Raw genomic sequence first — 18705 nt, forward strand, 5'->3', positions numbered from 1 at the left:
CATGAGCACCGCCCCACGCGCCCCTTTGATGTCTTTAGACGACGCGCTGCAGGCGCTGCTTGCGCGCATCAGCCCCCTGACCGACGCTGAGTCGGTAGCCACCTTTGATGCCGATGGGCGTGTGCTGGCCGAAGACCTGGTTTCGGCTTTGCAGGTGCCGGCTTTCGACAATTCCTCGATGGACGGCTACGCGGTGCGACGCGCCGATTTGTTGCCGCCTGGCGTCACATTGCGCGTGGGCCAACGCATTGCGGCCGGGCACACCGGGCAGCCTTTGCAGCCCGGGCAAGTCGCCCGCATCTTCACCGGGGCCCCTGTGCCCGAAGGCGCTGATGCCATCGTCATGCAGGAGCAAGCCGAGCCCGTGGCAGGTGAACCCGATGCCGTGCGCTTTTCGCTGGTGCCTGAGCCCGGGCAGTGGATTCGCCGCAGCGGCGAAGACATCCGCCAGGGCCAGACGGCTTTGCAACGTGGCCAAAAACTGGGACCAGCCGAACTGGGCATGGCCGCGAGCCTGGGGCTTGCGCACTTGCCTGTTTTGCGCCGCCCACGGGTGGCCTTGTTTTCGACGGGCGACGAGTTGGTCATGCCGGGCGATGTGGCCCCGCAGGACATGCCCCCGGGCAGCATTTACAACTCCAACCGCTTTTTCCTGCGCAGCTTGTTGCACCGCATGGGTTGTGAGGTGAGTGACTTGGGTATCGTGCCTGACCGGCGCGAGGCCACGGTGGCCGCGCTCAAAACCGCTGCGGACCACCACGACCTGATCCTGACCAGCGGCGGTGTGTCGGTGGGCGAAGAAGACCATGTCAAACCCGCCGTGCAGTCTTTGGGCGAGTTGAACCTGTGGCAAATCGCCATGAAACCGGGCAAACCCTTTGCCTATGGCAAGGTGCGGCGGCAGACCGCCGAGGGCGCGGCCCACTTCGTGGGCTTGCCCGGCAACCCGGTGTCGAGTTTCATGACCTTTTTGCTCTTAGTCAGGCCCTTGCTGCGCCAATTGCAAGGCATGGCGGCATCAGGTCCGCCTATTCAGCGCTTGCCTGCGCACTTCGCGTGGCTCAAGGCTGACAAGCGTCGTGAATTCTTGCGGGTGCGCCGCAATGCGCAGGGTGGCTTGGACCTGTATCCCAACCAAAGCTCTGGGGTGTTGACCTCGGTGGTCTGGGCCGATGGGGTGGTGGACAACCCGGGTGGCCAGACGATTGAGCCCGGTCAATTGGTCGATTTTTGGCCCTTTTCGGAGTGCTTGGTATGAAAGTGGAAGTTCGCTATTTCGCCTCACTGCGCGAAACCATTGGCTTGTCTCACGAAACCGTTGAAACCCAGGCGAGCGATCTGTCCGCTTTGCGCTCTGAGCTGATGGCCCGGGGCGAGCACTACCGAGTTTGCCTGATGCCCGAGCGTCCGGTGCGCATGGCCCTGAACCAAAGCATGGTGCAAGACAACGCCAGCCTGACGGAAGGCTGCGAGGTTGGCTTTTTTCCGCCTGTCACCGGAGGTTGAAGTCATGATGTCCCGAGTCAATATTCAGACCAAAGACTTTGATCTCACGCAGGAGTTGGCCACACTCAAGGGTCAGGACTTACGCGTGGGTGCCGTGTGCAGCTTTGTGGGCACCGTGCGCGACACCCGTGCATTGACCGGTCAGGCGCAAGACGAAGTCCAGGCCATGGAACTGGAGCACTACCCTGGCATGACCGAAAAATCGATCGAAGCCATGATCGACGAAGCGCACCAGCGGTTTGATTTTTATGAGGCGCGTGTGGTTCACCGCGTTGGACGCTTGCTGCCGGCTGACCAGATTGTGCTGGTGGCGGTCACCTCGGCGCACAGGGGCGAAAGCTTCAAGGCTTGCGAATTTTTGATGGATTACCTGAAAACCCAGGCCCCTTTCTGGAAAAAGGAGCAAACCCCTGAGGGCGCACATTGGGTGGACGCCCGCGTGTCAGACGATGCGGCTTTGGCCCGTTGGGGCATTCAGGCCCACAACGCTTGAATCAGGCAGGGCCCTGAACTGCGCGTTTCAATGCGCGTAGCGATGTGGTTCTGGGGCCAGCACGGGTTCCGCCTCGGTCGCTGGGATAGGGCTGCTCACAGCCAACCATTCGGCTTTTTCGCTGGCTTGACGAATCAGGTGCGCCATGCCATGGACCAGGCTGACTTGCAGGTGCAGCTGGCATGATCGGGCTCGGGCCGGGTCGGACTTGTCTTCAAAAGAAATTTCCAAAGCCCCGCCTGTTTGGATGCTCATGTGGGCATCGGTGATGAGCAGGGGTTCAGCTCCCAGCGGCCACTGGGTGGCGCGGTTTTCGAAAGGGGTGGCAAAGTCGGCTTTTTTCAAAAATGCATCGCGTTTGAGCTCGGTCAGCAGTTGTTGCGATGGGGCATCGGTGACCGCCACGCCGGGTTGCGCGGCCTCCAGACGCTTGGCCGATTGCTCGATGGCGGGCATCAAGCGCAGTGTCATGCGCCGTGTCAGCCAAAAACGGAACTCCTGCAGATCCTGGGTGTTCAATCGCAGCAACAAGCGGTCCTGCCGCTCATCGTGGTTCACAGACAGTTGGTGAATGTTCATGCTTTGATTTTAGGCAATAGTGCCCGCTTGTCTGTCCCTTGAAAACGTCATTTTCAGCACAAGATGACTTGCATTGGAGATCTACACATGCGAATTGACAAACTCACCACCAAATTTCAGGAAGCCTTGTCGGACGCCCAGTCACTGGCCTTGGGAAAAGACCATGCTTACATCGAACCCCAGCACTTGTTGGTCGCCTTGCTAAAGCAAGACGATGGCCCCAAAGCCATCTTGCAACGTGCCGGTGCTCAGGTGCCTGCCCTGCTGCAGGCGGCCGAAGCGGCTGTGGCGCGCTTACCTCAAGTGACCGGACAAGACCAGGTGCAGGTGGGTCCCGACTTGGTCAAGCTTTTGCAGGCGGCCGAAAAAGAAGCCATCAAGCGCAGCGACGCCTTCATTGCGGGCGAATTGTTCATGCTGGCCTTGGCCGAGAGCAAATCAGAGGCGGGGCGCATCGCCAAAGAGCATGGCTTGAACCGCAAGAATCTGGAAGTGGCCATCGAAGCGGTGCGGGGAGGGCAAAGTGTGGGCAGTGCCGATGCCGAAGGCCAGCGTGAAGCGCTTAAAAAATACTGCGTCGATCTAACCGAGCGGGCCCGCATTGGCAAGCTTGACCCTGTGATCGGGCGTGACGACGAAATTCGCCGAGCCATCCAGGTCTTGCAACGCCGCACCAAAAACAACCCCGTGCTGATTGGCGAGCCCGGTGTGGGCAAGACCGCGATTGTCGAAGGCTTGGCTCAGCGCATCGTTGCGGGTGAGGTGCCTGATTCACTCAAAGGCAAGCGGGTGTTGTCGCTCGACATGGCGGCATTGCTGGCCGGGGCCAAATTCAGGGGTGAGTTTGAAGAGCGCCTTAAAACCGTGCTCAGTGAGCTGGCCAAAGACGAAGGCCAGACCATTGTGTTCATCGATGAGTTGCACACCATGGTAGGCGCGGGCAAGGCCGAAGGGGCCATGGACGCGGGCAACATGCTCAAGCCGGCGTTGGCTCGGGGCGAGTTGCATTGTGTGGGCGCAACTACCTTGGACGAGTACCGCAAATACATTGAAAAAGACGCGGCTTTAGAGCGTCGTTTCCAGAAAATTTTGGTCAACGAACCCACTGTCGAGGCCACGATTGCCATCTTGCGCGGCTTGCAGGAAAAATACGAGATACACCACGGCGTGGACATCACCGATCCGGCCATCGTGGCTGCCGCCGAACTCAGCCACCGGTACATCACCGACCGCTTTTTGCCCGACAAAGCGATTGACCTCATTGACGAAGCTGCAGCCAAGATCAAGATTGAAATCGACTCCAAACCCGAGGTGATTGACAAACTGGATCGGCGCTTAATCCAGCTGCAAATTGAGCGCGAAGCGGTGCGCAAAGAAAGCGACGAGTCTTCACAAAAACGTTTTGTCTTGATCGAGGAAGAGATCGTCAAGCTGAAAAAAGAAGCCGCAGACCTGGAAGAAATCTGGAGAGCCGAGAAGTCTCAGGCCCAAGGCGGGCAGCATGTGCGCGAGCAAATCGACCAGCTCAAGCAGCAAATCGAGGAGTTGACCCGCAAGGGAGATTTCAACAAGGTGGCTGAGTTGCAGTACGGCAAGCTGCCTGCGCTGGAAAAAACCCTCAAGGAAGTCCAGGCCAAGGAAGCTGCGCCCGGCGAAAAACCGTTGCATCGCTTGCTGCGCACGCAAGTGGGTGCCGAAGAGATCGCCGAAGTCGTATCACGCGCCACCGGCATTCCGGTGTCTAAGATGATGCAGGGCGAGCGTGAAAAATTGCTGCAGATGGAAGACAAACTGCACCAGCGCGTGGTCGGGCAAGATGAGGCCATTGCAGCCGTGGCAAATGCGATTCGCCGATCGCGATCAGGCCTTTCCGACCCAAACCGCCCCACCGGCTCCTTCTTGTTTTTGGGGCCTACGGGTGTGGGCAAGACCGAGCTGTGCAAAGCGCTGGCAGGCTTTTTGTTTGACAGCGAGGACCACCTGATCCGGATGGACATGAGTGAATTCATGGAAAAGCACTCGGTGGCCCGTCTGATTGGCGCGCCACCTGGTTATGTGGGCTACGAAGAGGGAGGCTATCTGACCGAGGCTGTACGCCGCAAACCCTACAGCGTCTTGTTGCTTGATGAGGTGGAAAAAGCCCACCCAGACGTGTTCAACGTTTTGCTGCAAGTGCTCGACGATGGCCGCTTGACCGATGGCCAAGGCCGCACGGTGGACTTCAAAAACACCGTGATCGTGATGACCTCCAATCTGGGTTCTCAGTTGATACAAGCCATGGTGGGCCAACCCGCTGAGGACATCAAGGACGCGGTGTGGGATGAGCTCAAGGCCCATTTCAGACCCGAGTTCTTGAACCGCATTGACGAAACCGTGGTCTTTCACAGCCTGGATGCACAACACATCGCTGCGATTGCTGAGATCCAATTGGGCGTCTTGAAAACCCGCTTGACCCGCATGGACCTGAACTTGCAGGTCAGCCCGGCGGCTCTGTCCGAATTGGCCAAGGTGGGTTTTGATCCTGTGTTTGGCGCAAGGCCTTTGAAAAGGGCCATTCAGCAACGCCTGGAAAACCCCTTGTCCAAACTGCTGCTCGAAGGACGTTTCCCGCCCAAATGCAGCATCGAGGTCTCGGTGGATCCGGTGCGTGCGCCGGGCCAGTTTGACTTCCTGGTGGTCGAAAACCCTCTTTGATGCCCAGTGCCATGCAGGCCCTTTTTACACGGCTGGGACAGGCGGTTTTCTTGACATTGGGCACAATAGAATAGAGCATGACTTCACAAATTGCTGGCCACCTGCTCGTTGAATGCCTCTTGGCCCAAGGCGTTACCCATGCTTTCGGGGTGCCCGGTGAGAGTTATCTGGCTGTGCTCGATGGCTTTCACCTGTACCGTGACCAACTCACTTTCGTGACTTGCCGGCAAGAGGGCGGTGCGGCCTTCATGGCCGAGGCCCAGGGCAAGCTCACAGGCCGCCCTGGCATCTGCTTTGTTACGCGCGGCCCGGGGGCCACCAACGCGTCGATTGGCGTTCACACTGCGTTTCAGGATTCCACGCCCATGGTGCTGTTTGTCGGCGACGTGGCCAGCGACACCCGAGACCGCGAAGCCTTTCAGGAAATGGATTACACCCATTTTTTTGGCCCCTCGACCAAAGGCATGGCCAAGCGGGTGGAGCGTGTGGACGATCCTGAGCGTTTGCCCGAATACGTGGCCCGTGCTTTTGCCACTGCCATGAACGGACGGCCCGGTCCGGTGGTCTTGGTATTGCCCGAAGACATGCTGACCCAGCCCGTGAAGGCACAAGCCTTGGGCCGCGTGGAGCCTGTTCAGGCTTGGAGCGACCCAGGGGCCTTGCGCAACCTGCGCGACATGCTGCTGGCGGCCCGCAAGCCCTTGCTCATCGCAGGTGGCGGTGGCTGGACACCGCAAGCCGCCCAAGCCCTGCAGCGCTTTGCCGAAAACTGGCAGCTGCCTGTGACCAATGCATTCCGCTTTCAGGACACGTTTGACAACCACCACCCGCTGTATGCCGGTGATGTGGGCATTGGCATTGGTCCAGGCTTGGCGCAACGCGTTCGCGATGCCGATCTGATTGTGGCCATCGGCCCACGTTTGGGTGAAATGACCACCGGAGGCTACACCTTGCTGCAGGCCCCTAAATCACGTCAAAAATTGGTGCACATCCACGCCAGTGCCGAAGAGCTCAACCGGGTCTACCAAGCCGATTTGGCCATCAACGCCACCATGAATGCGGCCGCCCGCAGCCTTGAAGTCTTGAGTGCGCCCACCGAGTTGCCTTGGGGCGATTGGACGCAAGCCGCGCACAACGATTACTTGGACAACCTCAAGCCACAAATCTTGCCCGGCGATATCGACATGCCCGCCATCGTGGCCACGCTGCAAAAGCATCTGCCAGCAGACGCCGTTCTGACCAATGGCGCGGGCAACTTTGCCAGTTGGATGCACCGTTTTTACAAGCACCACGGCTTGGTCAAAGGCTACAAAACCCAGTTGGCCCCCACCGTGGGCGCCATGGGATATGGCGTGCCAGCTGGCATTGCGGCCAATTTGTTGACCGGGCGCTTGGCTTTCACGATCGCTGGTGATGGCGATTTTTTAATGAATGGCCAAGAGCTGGCCACGGCGGTGCAGCATGGGGGCAAAAGCATTATTGTGTTGCTGAACAACGGCATGTACGGCACCATCCGCATGCACCAAGAGCGCGAATACCCCGACCATGTGACGGGCTCTAAGCTGCAAAACCCCGACTTTGCCGCTTTGGCTTCGGCTTATGGTTATGTGGGTGTACGCATCGAGCAGACCGAAGCCTTTGAGCCGGCGCTGCTGGCTGCATTGGCCCGACCTCAGGGCACTCTCATTGAGGTCATACTCGATCCTGAGGTGATCTCTACACGCGGGACTTTGAGTGCCATCACGCAAGCCGCTTTGTCTCGCCTAGTACCCACTTGATTGCCAAGATTGGTAGTTCGTACGGCCTTGGCGATCTGGCCGTTTAGCCATAAAAAAACCCGCCGAGGCGGGTTTTTTGGGTCAAACGACTGAATTACTTCAGGTGTTTGCCGATCAAGCCAGCCATTTCGAACATGGTGACTTGCGCCTTGCCGAAAACTGCCTTGAGTTTGTCATCGGCGTTGATGGCGCGACGGTTCACGCTGTCTTGCAGCTTGTGTTTCTTGATGTAGACCCACATTTTGCTGACCACTTCGGTGCGTGGCAGAGGGGCTGCGCCCACCACGGCAGCCAGAGCGGCGCTGGGTGTCAGAGCCTTCATGAAAGCAGGGTTAGGGGTGCGCTTGGTAGCAGGAGCGGCCTTTTTGGCGGGTGCTTTGGCAGCCACCTTTTTAGCCGGTGCAGCCGCTTTTTTGGCGGGTGCAGCCTTGGTTGCCGGTGCTGCTTTTTTAGCGGGTGCTGCAGCTTTTTTGGCCGGGGTTTTTTTCGCAGTTGCCATGATGAAATTCCTTTGGTCGGAAGTTGGTTCGCCGCTGAAAAACGATGTGTTTACAGCTATAGGCATGCTAATGGAGAAAGTGGCACTTTCCAAGCATAAAAATCATTTTTCTCTTGATGTTGTTGCTGATTTGCCCTCGTTGTTTGGCTTTTGTTGGTCTTGGCAACTTTCTTCGAGCTGTTTCTACGCCATTTGTAGGACATCCAAGGGTTGGTGTGCGGCTCAGATTCACAGAGTGGAGGACTATTTGGTGGCTTTTTTTACATTTTCTTGCTCGCCCAATAAAGATGACACACGCAGTCATGCATTGAACCTGCGCCCCCAGAATTGAGTGGACTGGCTAGTCCACGTTCGCGCTCTTGGTGAATGTTCTGGTTGTTTCTCAATCATGCTGTTTCCAGGGAATTTCATAGGCCGTATTTAATTTTCATATTATAAAAAATCTCATGAATTGATTTTGACGGGCCATACCGAATGATGAATCAATATTTCATATTGAAAAAATATTAATGCAAGCTGTTGATTTTAAACATAAAAAAATATGTCTTCTATAAGACATAAGATAAAATTATAGTCTTATATAAGAGTTAAGATGAAAAAAAATGACGGGGCAGATCCCGCTGAACCGTTGCCAGTTTTTAACTTGACTATAGGAGTTTTCCATGCCAGCAGACATCACTCAACAACTCAGCCGTGCACAGCAAATTGCCGCCCTTGAAAAAGACTGGGCGACCAACCCGCGCTGGAAGGGCGTCAAGCGCGGTTATTCCGCTGCCGACGTTGTGCGCCTGCGCGGCAGCATGCCCATCGAGCACACTTTGGCCAAGCGTGGTGCAGAAAAATTGTGGGAAAAAGTCAACGGTGGTGCCAAGAAAGGTTACGTCAACTCATTCGGCGCGATCTCTGCAGGTCAAGCGATGCAACAAGCCAAAGCTGGTCTGGAGGCTGTGTACCTGTCGGGCTGGCAAGTCGCCGCTGACGGCAACACCTCAGAGACCATGTACCCCGACCAGTCGCTTTACGCTTACGATTCGGTGCCCACTATGGTCCGCCGCATCAACAACACCTTCAAGCGCGCCGACGAAATCCAGTGGGGCCGTGGTATCGAGCCAGGTTCCAAGGAGTTCATCGATTACTTCCTGCCTATCGTGGCCGATGCAGAAGCCGGTTTCGGTGGTGTGTTGAACGCTTTCGAATTGATGAAGAACATGATCTCCTCCGGCGCGGCTGGCGTTCACTTTGAAGACCAACTGGCGGCCGTTAAAAAGTGTGGTCATATGGGTGGCAAAGTGTTGGTGCCCACGCATGAAGCTTGCGAGAAGTTGATCTCTGCACGTTTTGCAGCTGACGTCATGGGCGTATCCACCATTGTGTTGGCCCGTACCGATGCTGAAGCGGCCAATCTGATTACCTCTGACCATGATGCCAACGACAAGCCTTTTCTTACGGGTGAACGCACACAAGAAGGCTTCTACCGCGTCAAGAACGGTCTGGAGCAAGCCATCAGCCGCGGCGTGGCTTACGCCCCTTACGCCGACCTGGTGTGGTGCGAAACGGGTGTACCAGACATCGGCTTCGCCCGCGAATTCGCGCAAGCCGTGCACGCAGCTTGCCCCGGCAAGCTGCTGTCGTACAACTGCTCTCCATCGTTCAACTGGAAGAAGAACCTCAACGACAGCCAGATCGCTTCGTTCCAAGAAGACCTGTCGGCGCTGGGTTACAAGTACCAGTTCATCACCTTGGCCGGTATCCACATCAACTGGTACAACACCTTCCAGTTTGCACACGCCTATGCAAACGGCGAAGGCATGAAGCACTATGTCAACATGGTTCAAGAACCTGAATTTGCAGCACGCGACAAGGGTTACACCTTTGTGTCGCACCAGCAAGAAGTAGGCGCAGGCTACTTTGATGATGTGACCACCGTGATTCAGGGTGGCTCGTCTTCGGTGAAGGCTCTGACGGGTTCTACTGAAGAAGAGCAGTTCCACTGAGCAACTAAGCCGCCCCCTGCTGCTTCTGACATTGGGTGCCCTTGGTTGGGTGCCTGGTGGGTTAAAAAGCCATCTGATACGAGCGTGTTGGGTGGCTTTTTTGGATGGTGGATAGCCATGCTCAACGCTGCTTTCCCAGTATCCGCGTTGATGAGATTGAACTGGCCAGTTAGTCAATATATCTGACGTGTTGAATGCATTGCACTGGTCAGTCGGGATGATAGACTGATCCATTGATTGACTGCGTTCCACATGAAAGTTATTGCCAGTGAATACGCCTGTTGCTGATGCTGATGCACTTGAAGAATTCCTGCAAAGGGTCCCAAAGATGGAATTGCATTGCCATCTGCTCGGTTCCGTCAGACGCCAGACATTCACTGATTTTGTTCGGCGAGCCTCGCTGAAGGCTTTATCCGATCGGGTTCAAGCGCCACTGTCGGAGGCGGACATTGAGGCCTTTTATACCCGTGGAGAAAAGCCGGTGGGCGTGTTGCGTGTGTTGCGGGCACTGGACCGCTGGCTGCTGACCACTCCGGACGATTTTTATCGCTTGACCTACGAGTATTTGCAAGACACCGCTTCGTTTGGGGTGTGTTATTCCGAATTTTTTTGGAATCCAACGGGTACCAGCCAAATCGATGGCTTGGGTTATCCCTCTGTGCTGGCTGCCATACGCCGGGCCATCGAAGACGCTCAGCATGACTGCGGTATTGTCGGACGCTTGGTGCCAGCCATTGACCGTGAAGCTGGCGCCAATGCAGCCCGGCAAATGGTGGAGTGGGTGATTGAGCACCGAGTGCATGAAGTGCCCGGTATAGGTATTGACTATCAGGAAGCTTTGGGCCCACCCGAACATTTTGTCGAGGCCTATGCCATGGCACGACGTGCAGGTCTGCGCACCACGGCTCATGCGGGGGAATTTGGTTTGCCTGCACGCAACGTTCGCTGTGCCATGGAGCAGTTGCAGGTTGACCGCATTGACCATGGCTACACCATTGTGGATGACCCGGCGCTGGTTCAACAGGCGATTGACACTGGGCTTGTTTTCACGGTGGTGCCGACCAACTCGTACTACCTTCGCACATTGGCACCCGAGCGCTGGGCCCTTGATCACCCGATTCGCCGCATGCGTGAGTTGGGGCTGCGCGTGCATCCGAACACCGATGATCCCACTTTGCACCATGTCACCCCCACCGAAGCTTGGGGGAAGATGGTGCGTGACTTTGGTTTCGATCTCGATGCTTTGCGCTTATGTATGCACAATGGTCTGGACAGTGCCTGGATTGATCAGACCACGCGTGCGCAATGGCGAATCGAGTGGGCCGCTCGTTTTGACCAGCTTCGCACTTCGCTTAAACTTTTATCTCATTGACTTTACAAAATCTCCATGTCACGTCTTAAACGATCGAATGTTATTTTTTCCTGGCTGAGTGTTTTGGTGTTTGCAAGTGCATCGGCACCTGTCACAGCGCAGGAATGGCCCACAAAACCGCTGAAAATCATTGTGCCTTTCAGCGCAGGCGGTAGTCTTGATGGCACCACACGTTTGGTGGCGCAGCGTCTTTCGGAACGTCTACAACAGCAAGTGCTTGTGGAGAACGTGACCGGTGCTGGTGGCAGCATTGGTTTTCAGCGAGCGATCCAATCCGCACCCGATGGCTATACCTTCTTCATGGCAGGAGATTCGCCACTGAACCCCAACGCACCGCCGAGTGGCCCTTATTACACGTTTGATGTGCTGAAGGATCTACAACCTGTGGTGCTGGTCAATACTGCACCGATGGTGTTGGTCACCAACCCTTCGATGCCTGTCAAAAATCTGAGCGAGTTGGTGGCGCTGGCCAAGCGCAACCCCGGCAAGTTTTCTTATGCTTCATCCGGCATAGGCACTCTGCCTCATTTGGGCACCGAGATGATCAAGCAAGCCGCGGGCTTTCACATGGTACATATCCCGTACCGGGGTGGTGGGCAAATCGCCAATGATGTGGCTGGCAAGCAAGTCGATCTTGGCATGCTGATAGCAGCCTCGGCGACGCCCTTTATTCAGGCCAAGACACTCAAGCCTCTCGCGGTAACTGGCAGCAAACGCTTGGCACTGTTGCCCGATGTACCGACAGTGGCAGAGACCCCTGGGATGGAAAACTTCAGCGTGGTGAGCTGGGCGGGACTTTATGCACCTGCCAAGACTTCTGCGGCCACGATCAAGCGGCTCAACCATGAGGTTGATGAAATTTTGAAGTCCGAAGCGGTACGCGAAACTTTAGCGCGTGCGGGCGCTTTGCCCGGGGGCGGCCCGCCAGCCGCATTCAGCAGCTTCATTGAGCAGGACCGCATCAAGATGGGCAAGATTTTGCAGGTCACCCCTTTGCGCGATTGAGGTGGGTGTGCGTTCAATTTGGCTTGACACAGATGCTGGGTTTGACGACTGGATGACGATGCTCATGCTGGCGTCCCATCCTGGGCTGCGCTGGTTGGGCGTTGGGGTGGTCGCCGGCAATGCGTCACTGCCAGTCGCCTTGGCCAATACGCTACGAATATGTCATCACTACCGGTTGAAGGTGCCCGTGTTTGCGGGTTGCGATCGCCCTTTGTCCGCACCGCTGGAGACTGCCGAGCGAGTGCTAGGCGCTCAGGGCATGCGAACCACTGGAATGCCCTTGCCGGAGATCCAAGTGGCCGCTGAAGGACTGGACGCGGTGACGGCCCTTGGCAATGCATTGCGCAACAGCCCAGAGCCAGTTACTGTGCTGGCCATTGGTCCGCTGACCAACATTGCACGCACCTTGCAAGCTGAGCCAGCTTTGGTTGATCGTATCCATGAACTGGTGTTGATGGGCGGCTCTACCGAGCGGGGTAACCATACACCTGCAGCAGAGTTCAATATTTACGTAGATCCGGAAGCCGCGGATGTGGTGTTCAACCAAGCCGGCCTCAAGCGCCGCATGTTTGGTCTCAATGTCTGTCGTCAGGTGCTGCTTGAGCGAGCCCATGTTCAGGAGGTTCAGAGTTGGCCTGGTGAGCGAGCAATGTGCTTGGCGGGTTATCTAGACGCCTATCAGCGTATTCGGCATCCCGATGGCCGTGTTCCCATGCCGCTTTATGACCCTGTGACCTCCGCCTGGCTCCTTCGGCCTGAATTGTTCACCTTTCAAAGCGCGCGTGTTGATATTGAACTGCAAGGTCGCTTTACCCGTGGCATGACGGTTTGCGATTGGCGCATCGGACAGAGCGCCTTGCCCAATACAGAGATCGCCATGACGGCGGATGGCCCAAGGGTTGTCGATGCGGTGCTGCAAGCGGTTCGACAAACATTCTGATCATGCTGTTGGTTTTTGGCTCCATCAACGTCGACATGGCCTTTGATACCGAGGTCTTACCCCGGGCCGCCGAGACCGTCATGGGTAAAGGCTACCGCATCTCACCGGGCGGCAAAGGGGCCAACCAAGCCCACGCGGCTCGCCTCGATGGTTCTGCGACCACCTTGGTCGGGGCAGTTGGCAACGACGCTATGGCAGAAATGGCCTTGCAGGCGCTAATATCAGCAGGCGTCGATTTGTCGCACATACAGCGTCTAAAGGGGCAAACCGGTTGCGCCGCCATTGTGGTGGATGGTCAAGGTGAAAATCAGATTGTGGTGGCACCCGGCGTGAACCTGGCTGCGCGTGCAGACCTTGTCCCACCGGAAGTTTTGGCCAGGGCCAATGTTCTGCTGCTCCAGATGGAGACCGATTATTCACAAAATACCGCTTTGGCTTTGCGTGCGCGACAACTCGGTTGTCCTGTGGTGCTCAACAACGCTCCGGCCAAACCTCTCGGGGTCGACTTGCTGCAGGCGCTGGATGTACTGATCGTCAATCAGCCAGAGCTGACCATGACCACCCAAATCTTGGGCATCAGCGCCAATGACCCTGGTGTTTTGGTGCAGACCCTGTCACAGCGCTGTTCATTTAGCGTTGTGCTCACTTTGGGTGGTCAAGGCTTGATCGCGTGTCGGCCGGGTGAGAAGCCCCTGATGTTGCCGGCCATGAATGTCAAGGTGGTTGATACCACGGGCGCTGGAGATACCTTTTCGGGGGTATTTGCTGCGGCCTTGGCTCGTCAGCAGTCTTTTGAACAAGCGCTGATGCGAGGTCTTGTTGCCGCTGGCCTGTCATGCACGAGGCCAGGAGCGCAACTGGCACAACCCAAGGCCGAAGATATTGATGAGGCCCTAGCCGCTTACCAGACTTTACACAGAATTTAACAATGGGCTTGGGCTGTTGGAGTTATGTTCTCGACAGGTGGACTCTCTTCAAATTCAATACCCTGTAGTTTGCTCTCGCAGACGCCCACGGCGAAGTGATGGGGCACGCCACTGAAATGTTGCAAAAGCCTGAGTTCGCAGCCCGTGAGAAGGGTTGCAACATCGTTTCCCATCAAACAGGTAGTCGTCGCAGGCTACTTTGACGATGTGTCCACCGTGATTCAGGGTGGTTCGACTTCGGTGAAGGCCTTGACAGGTTCTACTGAAGAAGAACAGTTCCACTGATCTGATTGAAAGTCGTCTGAAAGGGCGCTTAGATCAAAAGCCATCCGATGCGAAAATGTCAGATGGTTTTTTCGTTGTGTCAAAGTTCATAAAAAAAGCCACCCCTGAGGGTGGCTTTGAACTTTCAAGCTTGGGGCGCTGGCGTCAGGCAGCTGCCGCCAAAGCCGCGTTGAAAGTGGCGCTTGGGCACATGATGGCTTTGAGTTTGTCTTGGGATGGGAAAAAATAGCCCCCGATGTCCACAGCATGGCCCTGAACGGCATTGAATTCGCTCACGATTTTCTTTTCTTGTTCGGTCAGGGTTTTGGCCAGCGGTGCAAATTTGCTTTGCAACGCCAGATCGTCCGTTTGAGCGGCCAATTCCTGCGCCCAATACATGGCCAGGTAAAACTGGCTACCCCGGTTGTCAAGCTGTCCAGTCTTTGGGGAAGGATTTTTGTTGTTGTCCAGCAATTTGCCGGTAGCCGCATCCAGGGTTTTGGCCAAAACAACGGCTTTTTTGTTACCTCGCTTAAGGCCCAGGTCTTCCAACGAAACGGCCAAGGCCAGGAATTCACCTAGGGAGTCCCAGCGCAGGTGGTTTTCTTCTACCAGCTGCTGCACATGCTTGGGGGCAGATCCCCCAGCACCGGTTTCGTACATGCCGCCACCCGCCATCAAAGGCACGATGGAAAGCATCTTGGCTGAGGTTCCAAGTTCCATGATCGGGAACAGATCGGTCAGGTAGTCGCGCAAGATATTGCCCGTGGCGCTGATGGTGTCAAAGCCGCGTACCACACGCTCCAATGTGTAGCGCATCGCTCGCACCTGGCTCATGATTTGAATTTCAAGACCCGCTGTGTTGTGCTCGTGCAGGTACATCTTGACCTTGGTGATCAGCTGGGCTTCATGTGGGCGGTACTGGTCGAGCCAGAACACCACGGGCATGCCGGAGTTGCGGGCACGTGTCACGGCCAGTTTGACCCAGTCGCGGATCGCCGCGTCTTTCGTTTGGCACATGCGCCAAATGTCACCGACTTCCACGTTTTCCGACAACAACACTTCGCCCGTGTTGATGTCGGTGATGTTGGCGACGCCGTCTTCTTGGATTTCAAAGGTCTTGTCGTGCGAGCCGTACTCTTCGGCTTGTTGGGCCATCAGGCCCACGTTGGGCACGGTGCCCATGGTCTTGGGGTCGAAAGCGCCATGCCATTTGCAGAAGTTGATCATCTCCATGTAGATGCGGGCAAACGTCGATTCGGGCATCACAGCCTTGACGTCTTTCAAGCGACCATCGGCACCCCACATTTTGCCGCCGTTGCGGATCATGGCAGGCATGGAAGCGTCCACGATCACATCGTTCGGGGAATGGAAGTTGGTGATGCCCTTGGCCGAATCGACCATGGCCAGCTCAGGGCGGCCTTCGTGGCAAGCGTGCAGATCGTGCTTTATTTCGTCTTGTTTGGACTGAGGTAAGGTGGCCACCTTGGCATACAAGTCGGCCATGCCGTTGTTCACATTGACGCCCAATTCCTTGAACAAAGCGCCGTGCTTGGCAAACGCGTCCTTGTAGAAAATCTTCACGCAGTGACCGAAAACGATAGGATGGGAGACCTTCATCATCGTGGCCTTGACGTGCAGAGAGAACATCACGCCTGTCTGGTGGGCGTCTTCGATTTCTTTCTCATAGAACTCTAGCAGCGCATTTTTGCTCATGTACATGCTGTCAATGACTTCGCGATCGAGCAGCGAAACTTTGGGCTTGAGGACGATGGTTTTGCCGCTTTTAGTGATCAGCTCCATCTTGACCTCTCGGGCGCGGTCCAACGTGATGGACTTTTCTCCATGGTAAAAATCGCCTGCGTGCATGTGCGAGACGTGCGAGCGTGAGGCTTGGCTCCATTCGGCCATGCTGTGCGGGTTCTTGCGGGCAAATTCCTTCACGGCCTTGGGTGCGCGGCGGTCAGAATTGCCTTCGCGCAGCACCGGGTTCACAGCCGAGCCAATGCATTTGGAATAGCGCGCCTTGATGGCCTTTTCTTCGTCGTTCTTAGGGGCGTCCGGATAGTCGGGTAGTTCGTAACCCTTGGACTGCAGTTCTTTGATGGCGGCTGTGAGTTGGCCAACCGAGGCGCTGATGTTGGGCAACTTGATGATGTTGGTGTCGGCGCGAAGAGTCAGGCGGCCCAGCTCGGCCAGGTTGTCAGGGGCTTTTTGATCCGACTTCAAGTGATCTGAAAACTCTCCCAGGATACGGCCAGCCAGAGAGATGTCGCTGGTTTCGACCTCAATGCCTGCCTGCTGAGTGAAGGTGCGAACGATGGGCAGAAAGGCTGCGGTGGCCAACAGGGGCGCTTCATCCGTCAGGGTGTAAATGATTTTGGTGCGTGCTTCAGGCATGGTCATCGTAGTGTGTTTTTACAGGATGAAAAGAGAAGCCACCATCTTAAACCAAGCCTGCCGACATTCGCCTGACAAATGGGCAACTTCATTCAAGGTTTTTATCTCACAGCGATCTGCTGCAGTCTTCACCGACCCACCGAGCCCGACGCCAAGTGCCCAACAAGCCTGTTTCCGCTTGGATTTGTGGGAAAATAAAAGCTTGTTGACGCCTCTCCCCTTTATTCAGCGCGGTCATTGACCGCGTTTTTGTATTCAATTTCATGGTTCAGATCACGCTTCCCGACGGTTCATTGCGCGAATTTCCTGGCCCGGTCACCGTGGCAGAAGTGGCAGCCTCTATTGGCGCTGGCTTGGCCAAGGCAGCCTTGGGTGGCAAGGTCAATGGGCAGCTGGTCGACACCAGCTTCAGCATGACCGCTAATGCCCAATTGGCCATAGTGACCGTCAAGGACCCTGAAGGCCTCGAATTGATCCGTCATTCCACGGCACACTTGTTGGCTTATGCGGTCAAGGCCTTGTTTCCTGAGGCGCAAGTCACGATCGGTCCCGTCATTGAAAACGGCTTTTATTACGACTTTTCCTTCAGTCGCCCCTTCACGCCTGAGGACCTGGTCACGATTGAAAAGCGCATGACCGAGCTGGCCGCCAAAGACGAGCCTGTGATGCGTCGTGAATTGCCACGCGATGAGGCGGTGGCCCACTTCAAGGCAATAGGTGAGCATTACAAAGCGGAAATCATTGGCAGCATTCCGGCCGACCAAGCGGTCAGCCTGTACCGCGAAGGCGATTTCGAAGACCTGTGTCGCGGCCCGCACGTGCCCAACACCGGCAAGCTCAAACACTTCAAACTCATGAAGGTCGCCGGTGCTTATTGGCGTGGCGACAGCAAAAACGAGATGCTTCAGCGTGTCTACGGCACGGCTTGGGCCAGTAAAGATGACTTGCAGCAGTACCTTACCCGTCTGGAAGAAGCTGAAAAGCGAGACCACCGCAAGCTGGGGCGCGAGTTGGACTTGTTCCATATCGACGAGCATTCTCCAGGCACTGTTTTTTGGCATCCCAAAGGTTGGACAGTCTGGCAAGAGGTGGAGCAGTACATGCGGCGCGTTTACCGCGATAACGGCTACCTTGAAGTCAAAGGCCCGCAAATCTTGGACCAAAAACTGTGGGAGAAAACGGGGCACTGGGACAAATACCGCGAGAACATGTTTGTGACCGAGTCCGAAAAGCGTGATTACGCTTTGAAGCCAATGAATTGCCCGGGGCACATCATCATTTTCAAGCAAGGCATTAAGAGCTACCGCGATTTACCATTGCGTTTTGGTGAGTTTGGCCAGTGCCACCGCAACGAGCCTTCGGGCGGTTTGCACGGCATCATGCGAGTGCGAGCATTCACCCAAGATGATGGTCATATTTTTTGCACCGAAGATCAAATTCAAGATGAAGTGGTCGCTTTCACCAAACTGCTGCAAAACGTCTACAAAGACTTTGGCTTTACTGACATCATCTACAAGCTCTCCACCCGGCCGGAAAAACGCATTGGCTCGGAAGAAAGCTGGGACTTAGCAGAAACCGCATTGGCCGATGGTTTGCGTGCCTCGGCTTGCGAGTTTTCGTATTTGCCGGGTGAGGGGGCGTTTTATGGCCCCAAAATTGAATACACCTTGAAAGACGCGATTGGACGCGAATGGCAGTGCGGCACGATTCAAGTTGACCCCAACATGCCTGAGCGTTTAGATGCTGAGTTTGTAGGGGAGGACGGTTCGCGTCATCGCCCCATCATGCTGCACCGTGCCATCGTCGGTAGTTTGGAGCGTTTCATCGGTATTTTGATCGAGCAGCACTCGGGCGCCTTGCCCACTTGGCTTGCCCCGCTGCAGGTGTCGGTGCTCAACATCACCGATGCACAGTCTGATTACTGTCGTGAAATCGCTGCAAAATTGCAAAATTCGGTGTCAAATCAAGGCCTTAGGGTTCAAATGGACCTGCGCAACGAAAAAATCACGTATAAAATACGAGAGCATTCGTTGCAAAAGCTGCCTTACATCCTTGTCGCTGGCGACAAGGAAAAGGCAGCAGGTACCGTCGCTGTGCGCGCCCGGGGTAACAAAGACCTCGGTGTGATGTCGATCGATGCGTTCATTGAACTCATTGCTGCCGATATCGCTTCTAAAGCCTGAAGGTGAGTTTCGCCACAAGCTTTGGCCCGTGGGCACAAAGATGGATGGGCTGCTTTTTGCAGTTTTTTCCGT

General features: G+C 55.9%; 15 protein-coding genes and 1 pseudogene. 13 read left to right on the forward strand and 3 right to left on the reverse strand.

The window, feature by feature from the left end; translation table 11 throughout:
• Position 1 precedes the first annotated feature (1 nt).
• Genes glp through B9Z49_RS11810 form a run of 3 tightly spaced genes read left to right on the forward strand, consistent with a single transcriptional unit; the run spans position 2 to position 1999 of the window.
• A complete protein-coding gene (gene glp, locus B9Z49_RS11800) occupies positions 2-1258 on the forward strand; it encodes a gephyrin-like molybdotransferase Glp (protein ID WP_108353649.1) in 1257 nt (418 codons plus the stop codon).
• Positions 1255-1506, forward strand: a complete 252-nt coding sequence (moaD, locus tag B9Z49_RS11805) for a molybdopterin converting factor subunit 1 (protein WP_108353650.1) — start codon at positions 1255-1257, stop codon at positions 1504-1506. The genes glp and moaD overlap by 4 nt, the downstream gene beginning before the upstream one ends.
• Before the next feature lie 4 nt (positions 1507-1510).
• Positions 1511-1999, forward strand: a complete 489-nt coding sequence (locus tag B9Z49_RS11810) for a molybdenum cofactor biosynthesis protein MoaE (protein WP_199225047.1) — start codon at positions 1511-1513, stop codon at positions 1997-1999.
• Positions 2000-2026: 27 nt separating this feature from the next.
• On the opposite strand, the gene B9Z49_RS11815 is transcribed toward B9Z49_RS11810, so the two are convergent.
• Positions 2027-2578 (reverse strand): hypothetical protein, encoded by a 552-nt coding sequence (locus B9Z49_RS11815; RefSeq protein ID WP_108353651.1) that lies wholly within the window; start codon positions 2576-2578, stop codon positions 2027-2029.
• 87 nt (positions 2579-2665) lie between these two features.
• On the opposite strand from B9Z49_RS11815, the gene clpB reads away from it, so the two are divergent.
• Both clpB and B9Z49_RS11825 read left to right on the forward strand, forming a co-directional pair.
• Positions 2666-5272 (forward strand): ATP-dependent chaperone ClpB, encoded by a 2607-nt coding sequence (gene clpB / locus B9Z49_RS11820; RefSeq protein WP_108353652.1) that lies wholly within the window; start codon positions 2666-2668, stop codon positions 5270-5272.
• A 77-nt stretch (positions 5273-5349) separates the two neighbouring features.
• On the forward strand, positions 5350-7050 hold the full coding sequence (locus tag B9Z49_RS11825; RefSeq protein WP_108353653.1) for a thiamine pyrophosphate-binding protein: 1701 nt from the start codon (positions 5350-5352) through the stop codon (positions 7048-7050).
• 94 nt (positions 7051-7144) lie between these two features.
• Here B9Z49_RS11825 and B9Z49_RS11830 read toward each other — a convergent pair whose 3' ends face one another.
• Positions 7145-7549, reverse strand: a complete 405-nt coding sequence (locus tag B9Z49_RS11830; RefSeq protein ID WP_108353654.1) for an SWIB/MDM2 domain-containing protein — start codon at positions 7547-7549, stop codon at positions 7145-7147.
• On the opposite strand from B9Z49_RS11830, the gene B9Z49_RS21585 reads away from it, so the two are divergent.
• From B9Z49_RS21585 to B9Z49_RS22240, 7 genes and pseudogenes are all read left to right on the forward strand, one after another.
• Positions 7548-7880: a hypothetical protein gene (locus tag B9Z49_RS21585; protein WP_146188521.1), complete on the forward strand. Its 333-nt coding sequence runs from the start codon at positions 7548-7550 to the stop codon at positions 7878-7880. The genes B9Z49_RS11830 and B9Z49_RS21585 overlap by 2 nt on opposite strands.
• Positions 7881-8211: 331 nt before the next feature.
• Complete coding sequence (gene aceA / locus B9Z49_RS11835) at positions 8212-9543, forward strand: isocitrate lyase (RefSeq protein ID WP_108353655.1); 1332 nt, start codon at positions 8212-8214, stop codon at positions 9541-9543.
• Positions 9544-9871: 328 nt separating this feature from the next.
• Positions 9872-10915 carry an adenosine deaminase gene (locus B9Z49_RS11840; RefSeq protein ID WP_108353656.1) on the forward strand — a complete coding sequence of 348 codons (1044 nt, stop codon included), beginning with the start codon at positions 9872-9874 and terminating at the stop codon, positions 10913-10915.
• Positions 10916-10930: 15 nt separating this feature from the next.
• On the forward strand, positions 10931-11920 hold the full coding sequence (locus tag B9Z49_RS11845; protein ID WP_108353657.1) for a tripartite tricarboxylate transporter substrate binding protein: 990 nt from the start codon (positions 10931-10933) through the stop codon (positions 11918-11920).
• Between the two features lie 7 nt (positions 11921-11927).
• On the forward strand, positions 11928-12860 hold the full coding sequence (locus B9Z49_RS11850) for a nucleoside hydrolase (RefSeq protein WP_108353777.1): 933 nt from the start codon (positions 11928-11930) through the stop codon (positions 12858-12860).
• Positions 12861-12862: 2 nt separating this feature from the next.
• On the forward strand, positions 12863-13786 hold the full coding sequence (locus B9Z49_RS11855; protein ID WP_108353658.1) for a ribokinase: 924 nt from the start codon (positions 12863-12865) through the stop codon (positions 13784-13786).
• 68 nt (positions 13787-13854) lie between these two features.
• Positions 13855-14071, forward strand: a pseudogene (locus B9Z49_RS22240) (isocitrate lyase); the annotation flags it as partial.
• 144 nt (positions 14072-14215) lie between these two features.
• Here B9Z49_RS22240 and B9Z49_RS11865 read toward each other — a convergent pair.
• Positions 14216-16450, reverse strand: coding sequence for an NADP-dependent isocitrate dehydrogenase (locus B9Z49_RS11865; RefSeq protein ID WP_108353778.1), 2235 nt, complete (start codon positions 16448-16450; stop codon positions 14216-14218).
• Positions 16451-16713: 263 nt separating this feature from the next.
• Between B9Z49_RS11865 and thrS the strand changes: the two genes are divergently transcribed.
• Positions 16714-18633 carry a threonine--tRNA ligase gene (thrS, locus tag B9Z49_RS11870; RefSeq protein WP_108353659.1) on the forward strand — a complete coding sequence of 640 codons (1920 nt, stop codon included), beginning with the start codon at positions 16714-16716 and terminating at the stop codon, positions 18631-18633.
• Positions 18634-18705 lie beyond the last annotated feature (72 nt).

This window comes from Limnohabitans sp. 2KL-51, from assembly GCF_003063645.1.
Classification (GTDB): Bacteria; Pseudomonadota; Gammaproteobacteria; order Burkholderiales; family Burkholderiaceae_C; genus Limnohabitans_A.

Coding starts and splice junctions, on each gene's coding strand:
- glp (WP_108353649.1), top strand. CDS start 2: ATGAGCACCGCCCCACGCGCCCCTTTGATGTCTTTAGACGACGCGCTG.
- moaD (WP_108353650.1), top strand. CDS start 1,255: ATGAAAGTGGAAGTTCGCTATTTCGCCTCACTGCGCGAAACCATTGGC.
- B9Z49_RS11810 (WP_199225047.1), top strand. CDS start 1,511: ATGATGTCCCGAGTCAATATTCAGACCAAAGACTTTGATCTCACGCAG.
- B9Z49_RS11815 (WP_108353651.1), bottom strand. CDS start 2,578: ATGAACATTCACCAACTGTCTGTGAACCACGATGAGCGGCAGGACCGC.
- clpB (WP_108353652.1), top strand. CDS start 2,666: ATGCGAATTGACAAACTCACCACCAAATTTCAGGAAGCCTTGTCGGAC.
- B9Z49_RS11825 (WP_108353653.1), top strand. CDS start 5,350: ATGACTTCACAAATTGCTGGCCACCTGCTCGTTGAATGCCTCTTGGCC.
- B9Z49_RS21585 (WP_146188521.1), top strand. CDS start 7,548: ATGATGAAATTCCTTTGGTCGGAAGTTGGTTCGCCGCTGAAAAACGAT.
- B9Z49_RS11830 (WP_108353654.1), bottom strand. CDS start 7,549: ATGGCAACTGCGAAAAAAACCCCGGCCAAAAAAGCTGCAGCACCCGCT.
- aceA (WP_108353655.1), top strand. CDS start 8,212: ATGCCAGCAGACATCACTCAACAACTCAGCCGTGCACAGCAAATTGCC.
- B9Z49_RS11840 (WP_108353656.1), top strand. CDS start 9,872: ATGGAATTGCATTGCCATCTGCTCGGTTCCGTCAGACGCCAGACATTC.
- B9Z49_RS11845 (WP_108353657.1), top strand. CDS start 10,931: ATGTCACGTCTTAAACGATCGAATGTTATTTTTTCCTGGCTGAGTGTT.
- B9Z49_RS11855 (WP_108353658.1), top strand. CDS start 12,863: ATGCTGTTGGTTTTTGGCTCCATCAACGTCGACATGGCCTTTGATACC.
- B9Z49_RS11865 (WP_108353778.1), bottom strand. CDS start 16,450: ATGCCTGAAGCACGCACCAAAATCATTTACACCCTGACGGATGAAGCG.
- thrS (WP_108353659.1), top strand. CDS start 16,714: ATGGTTCAGATCACGCTTCCCGACGGTTCATTGCGCGAATTTCCTGGC.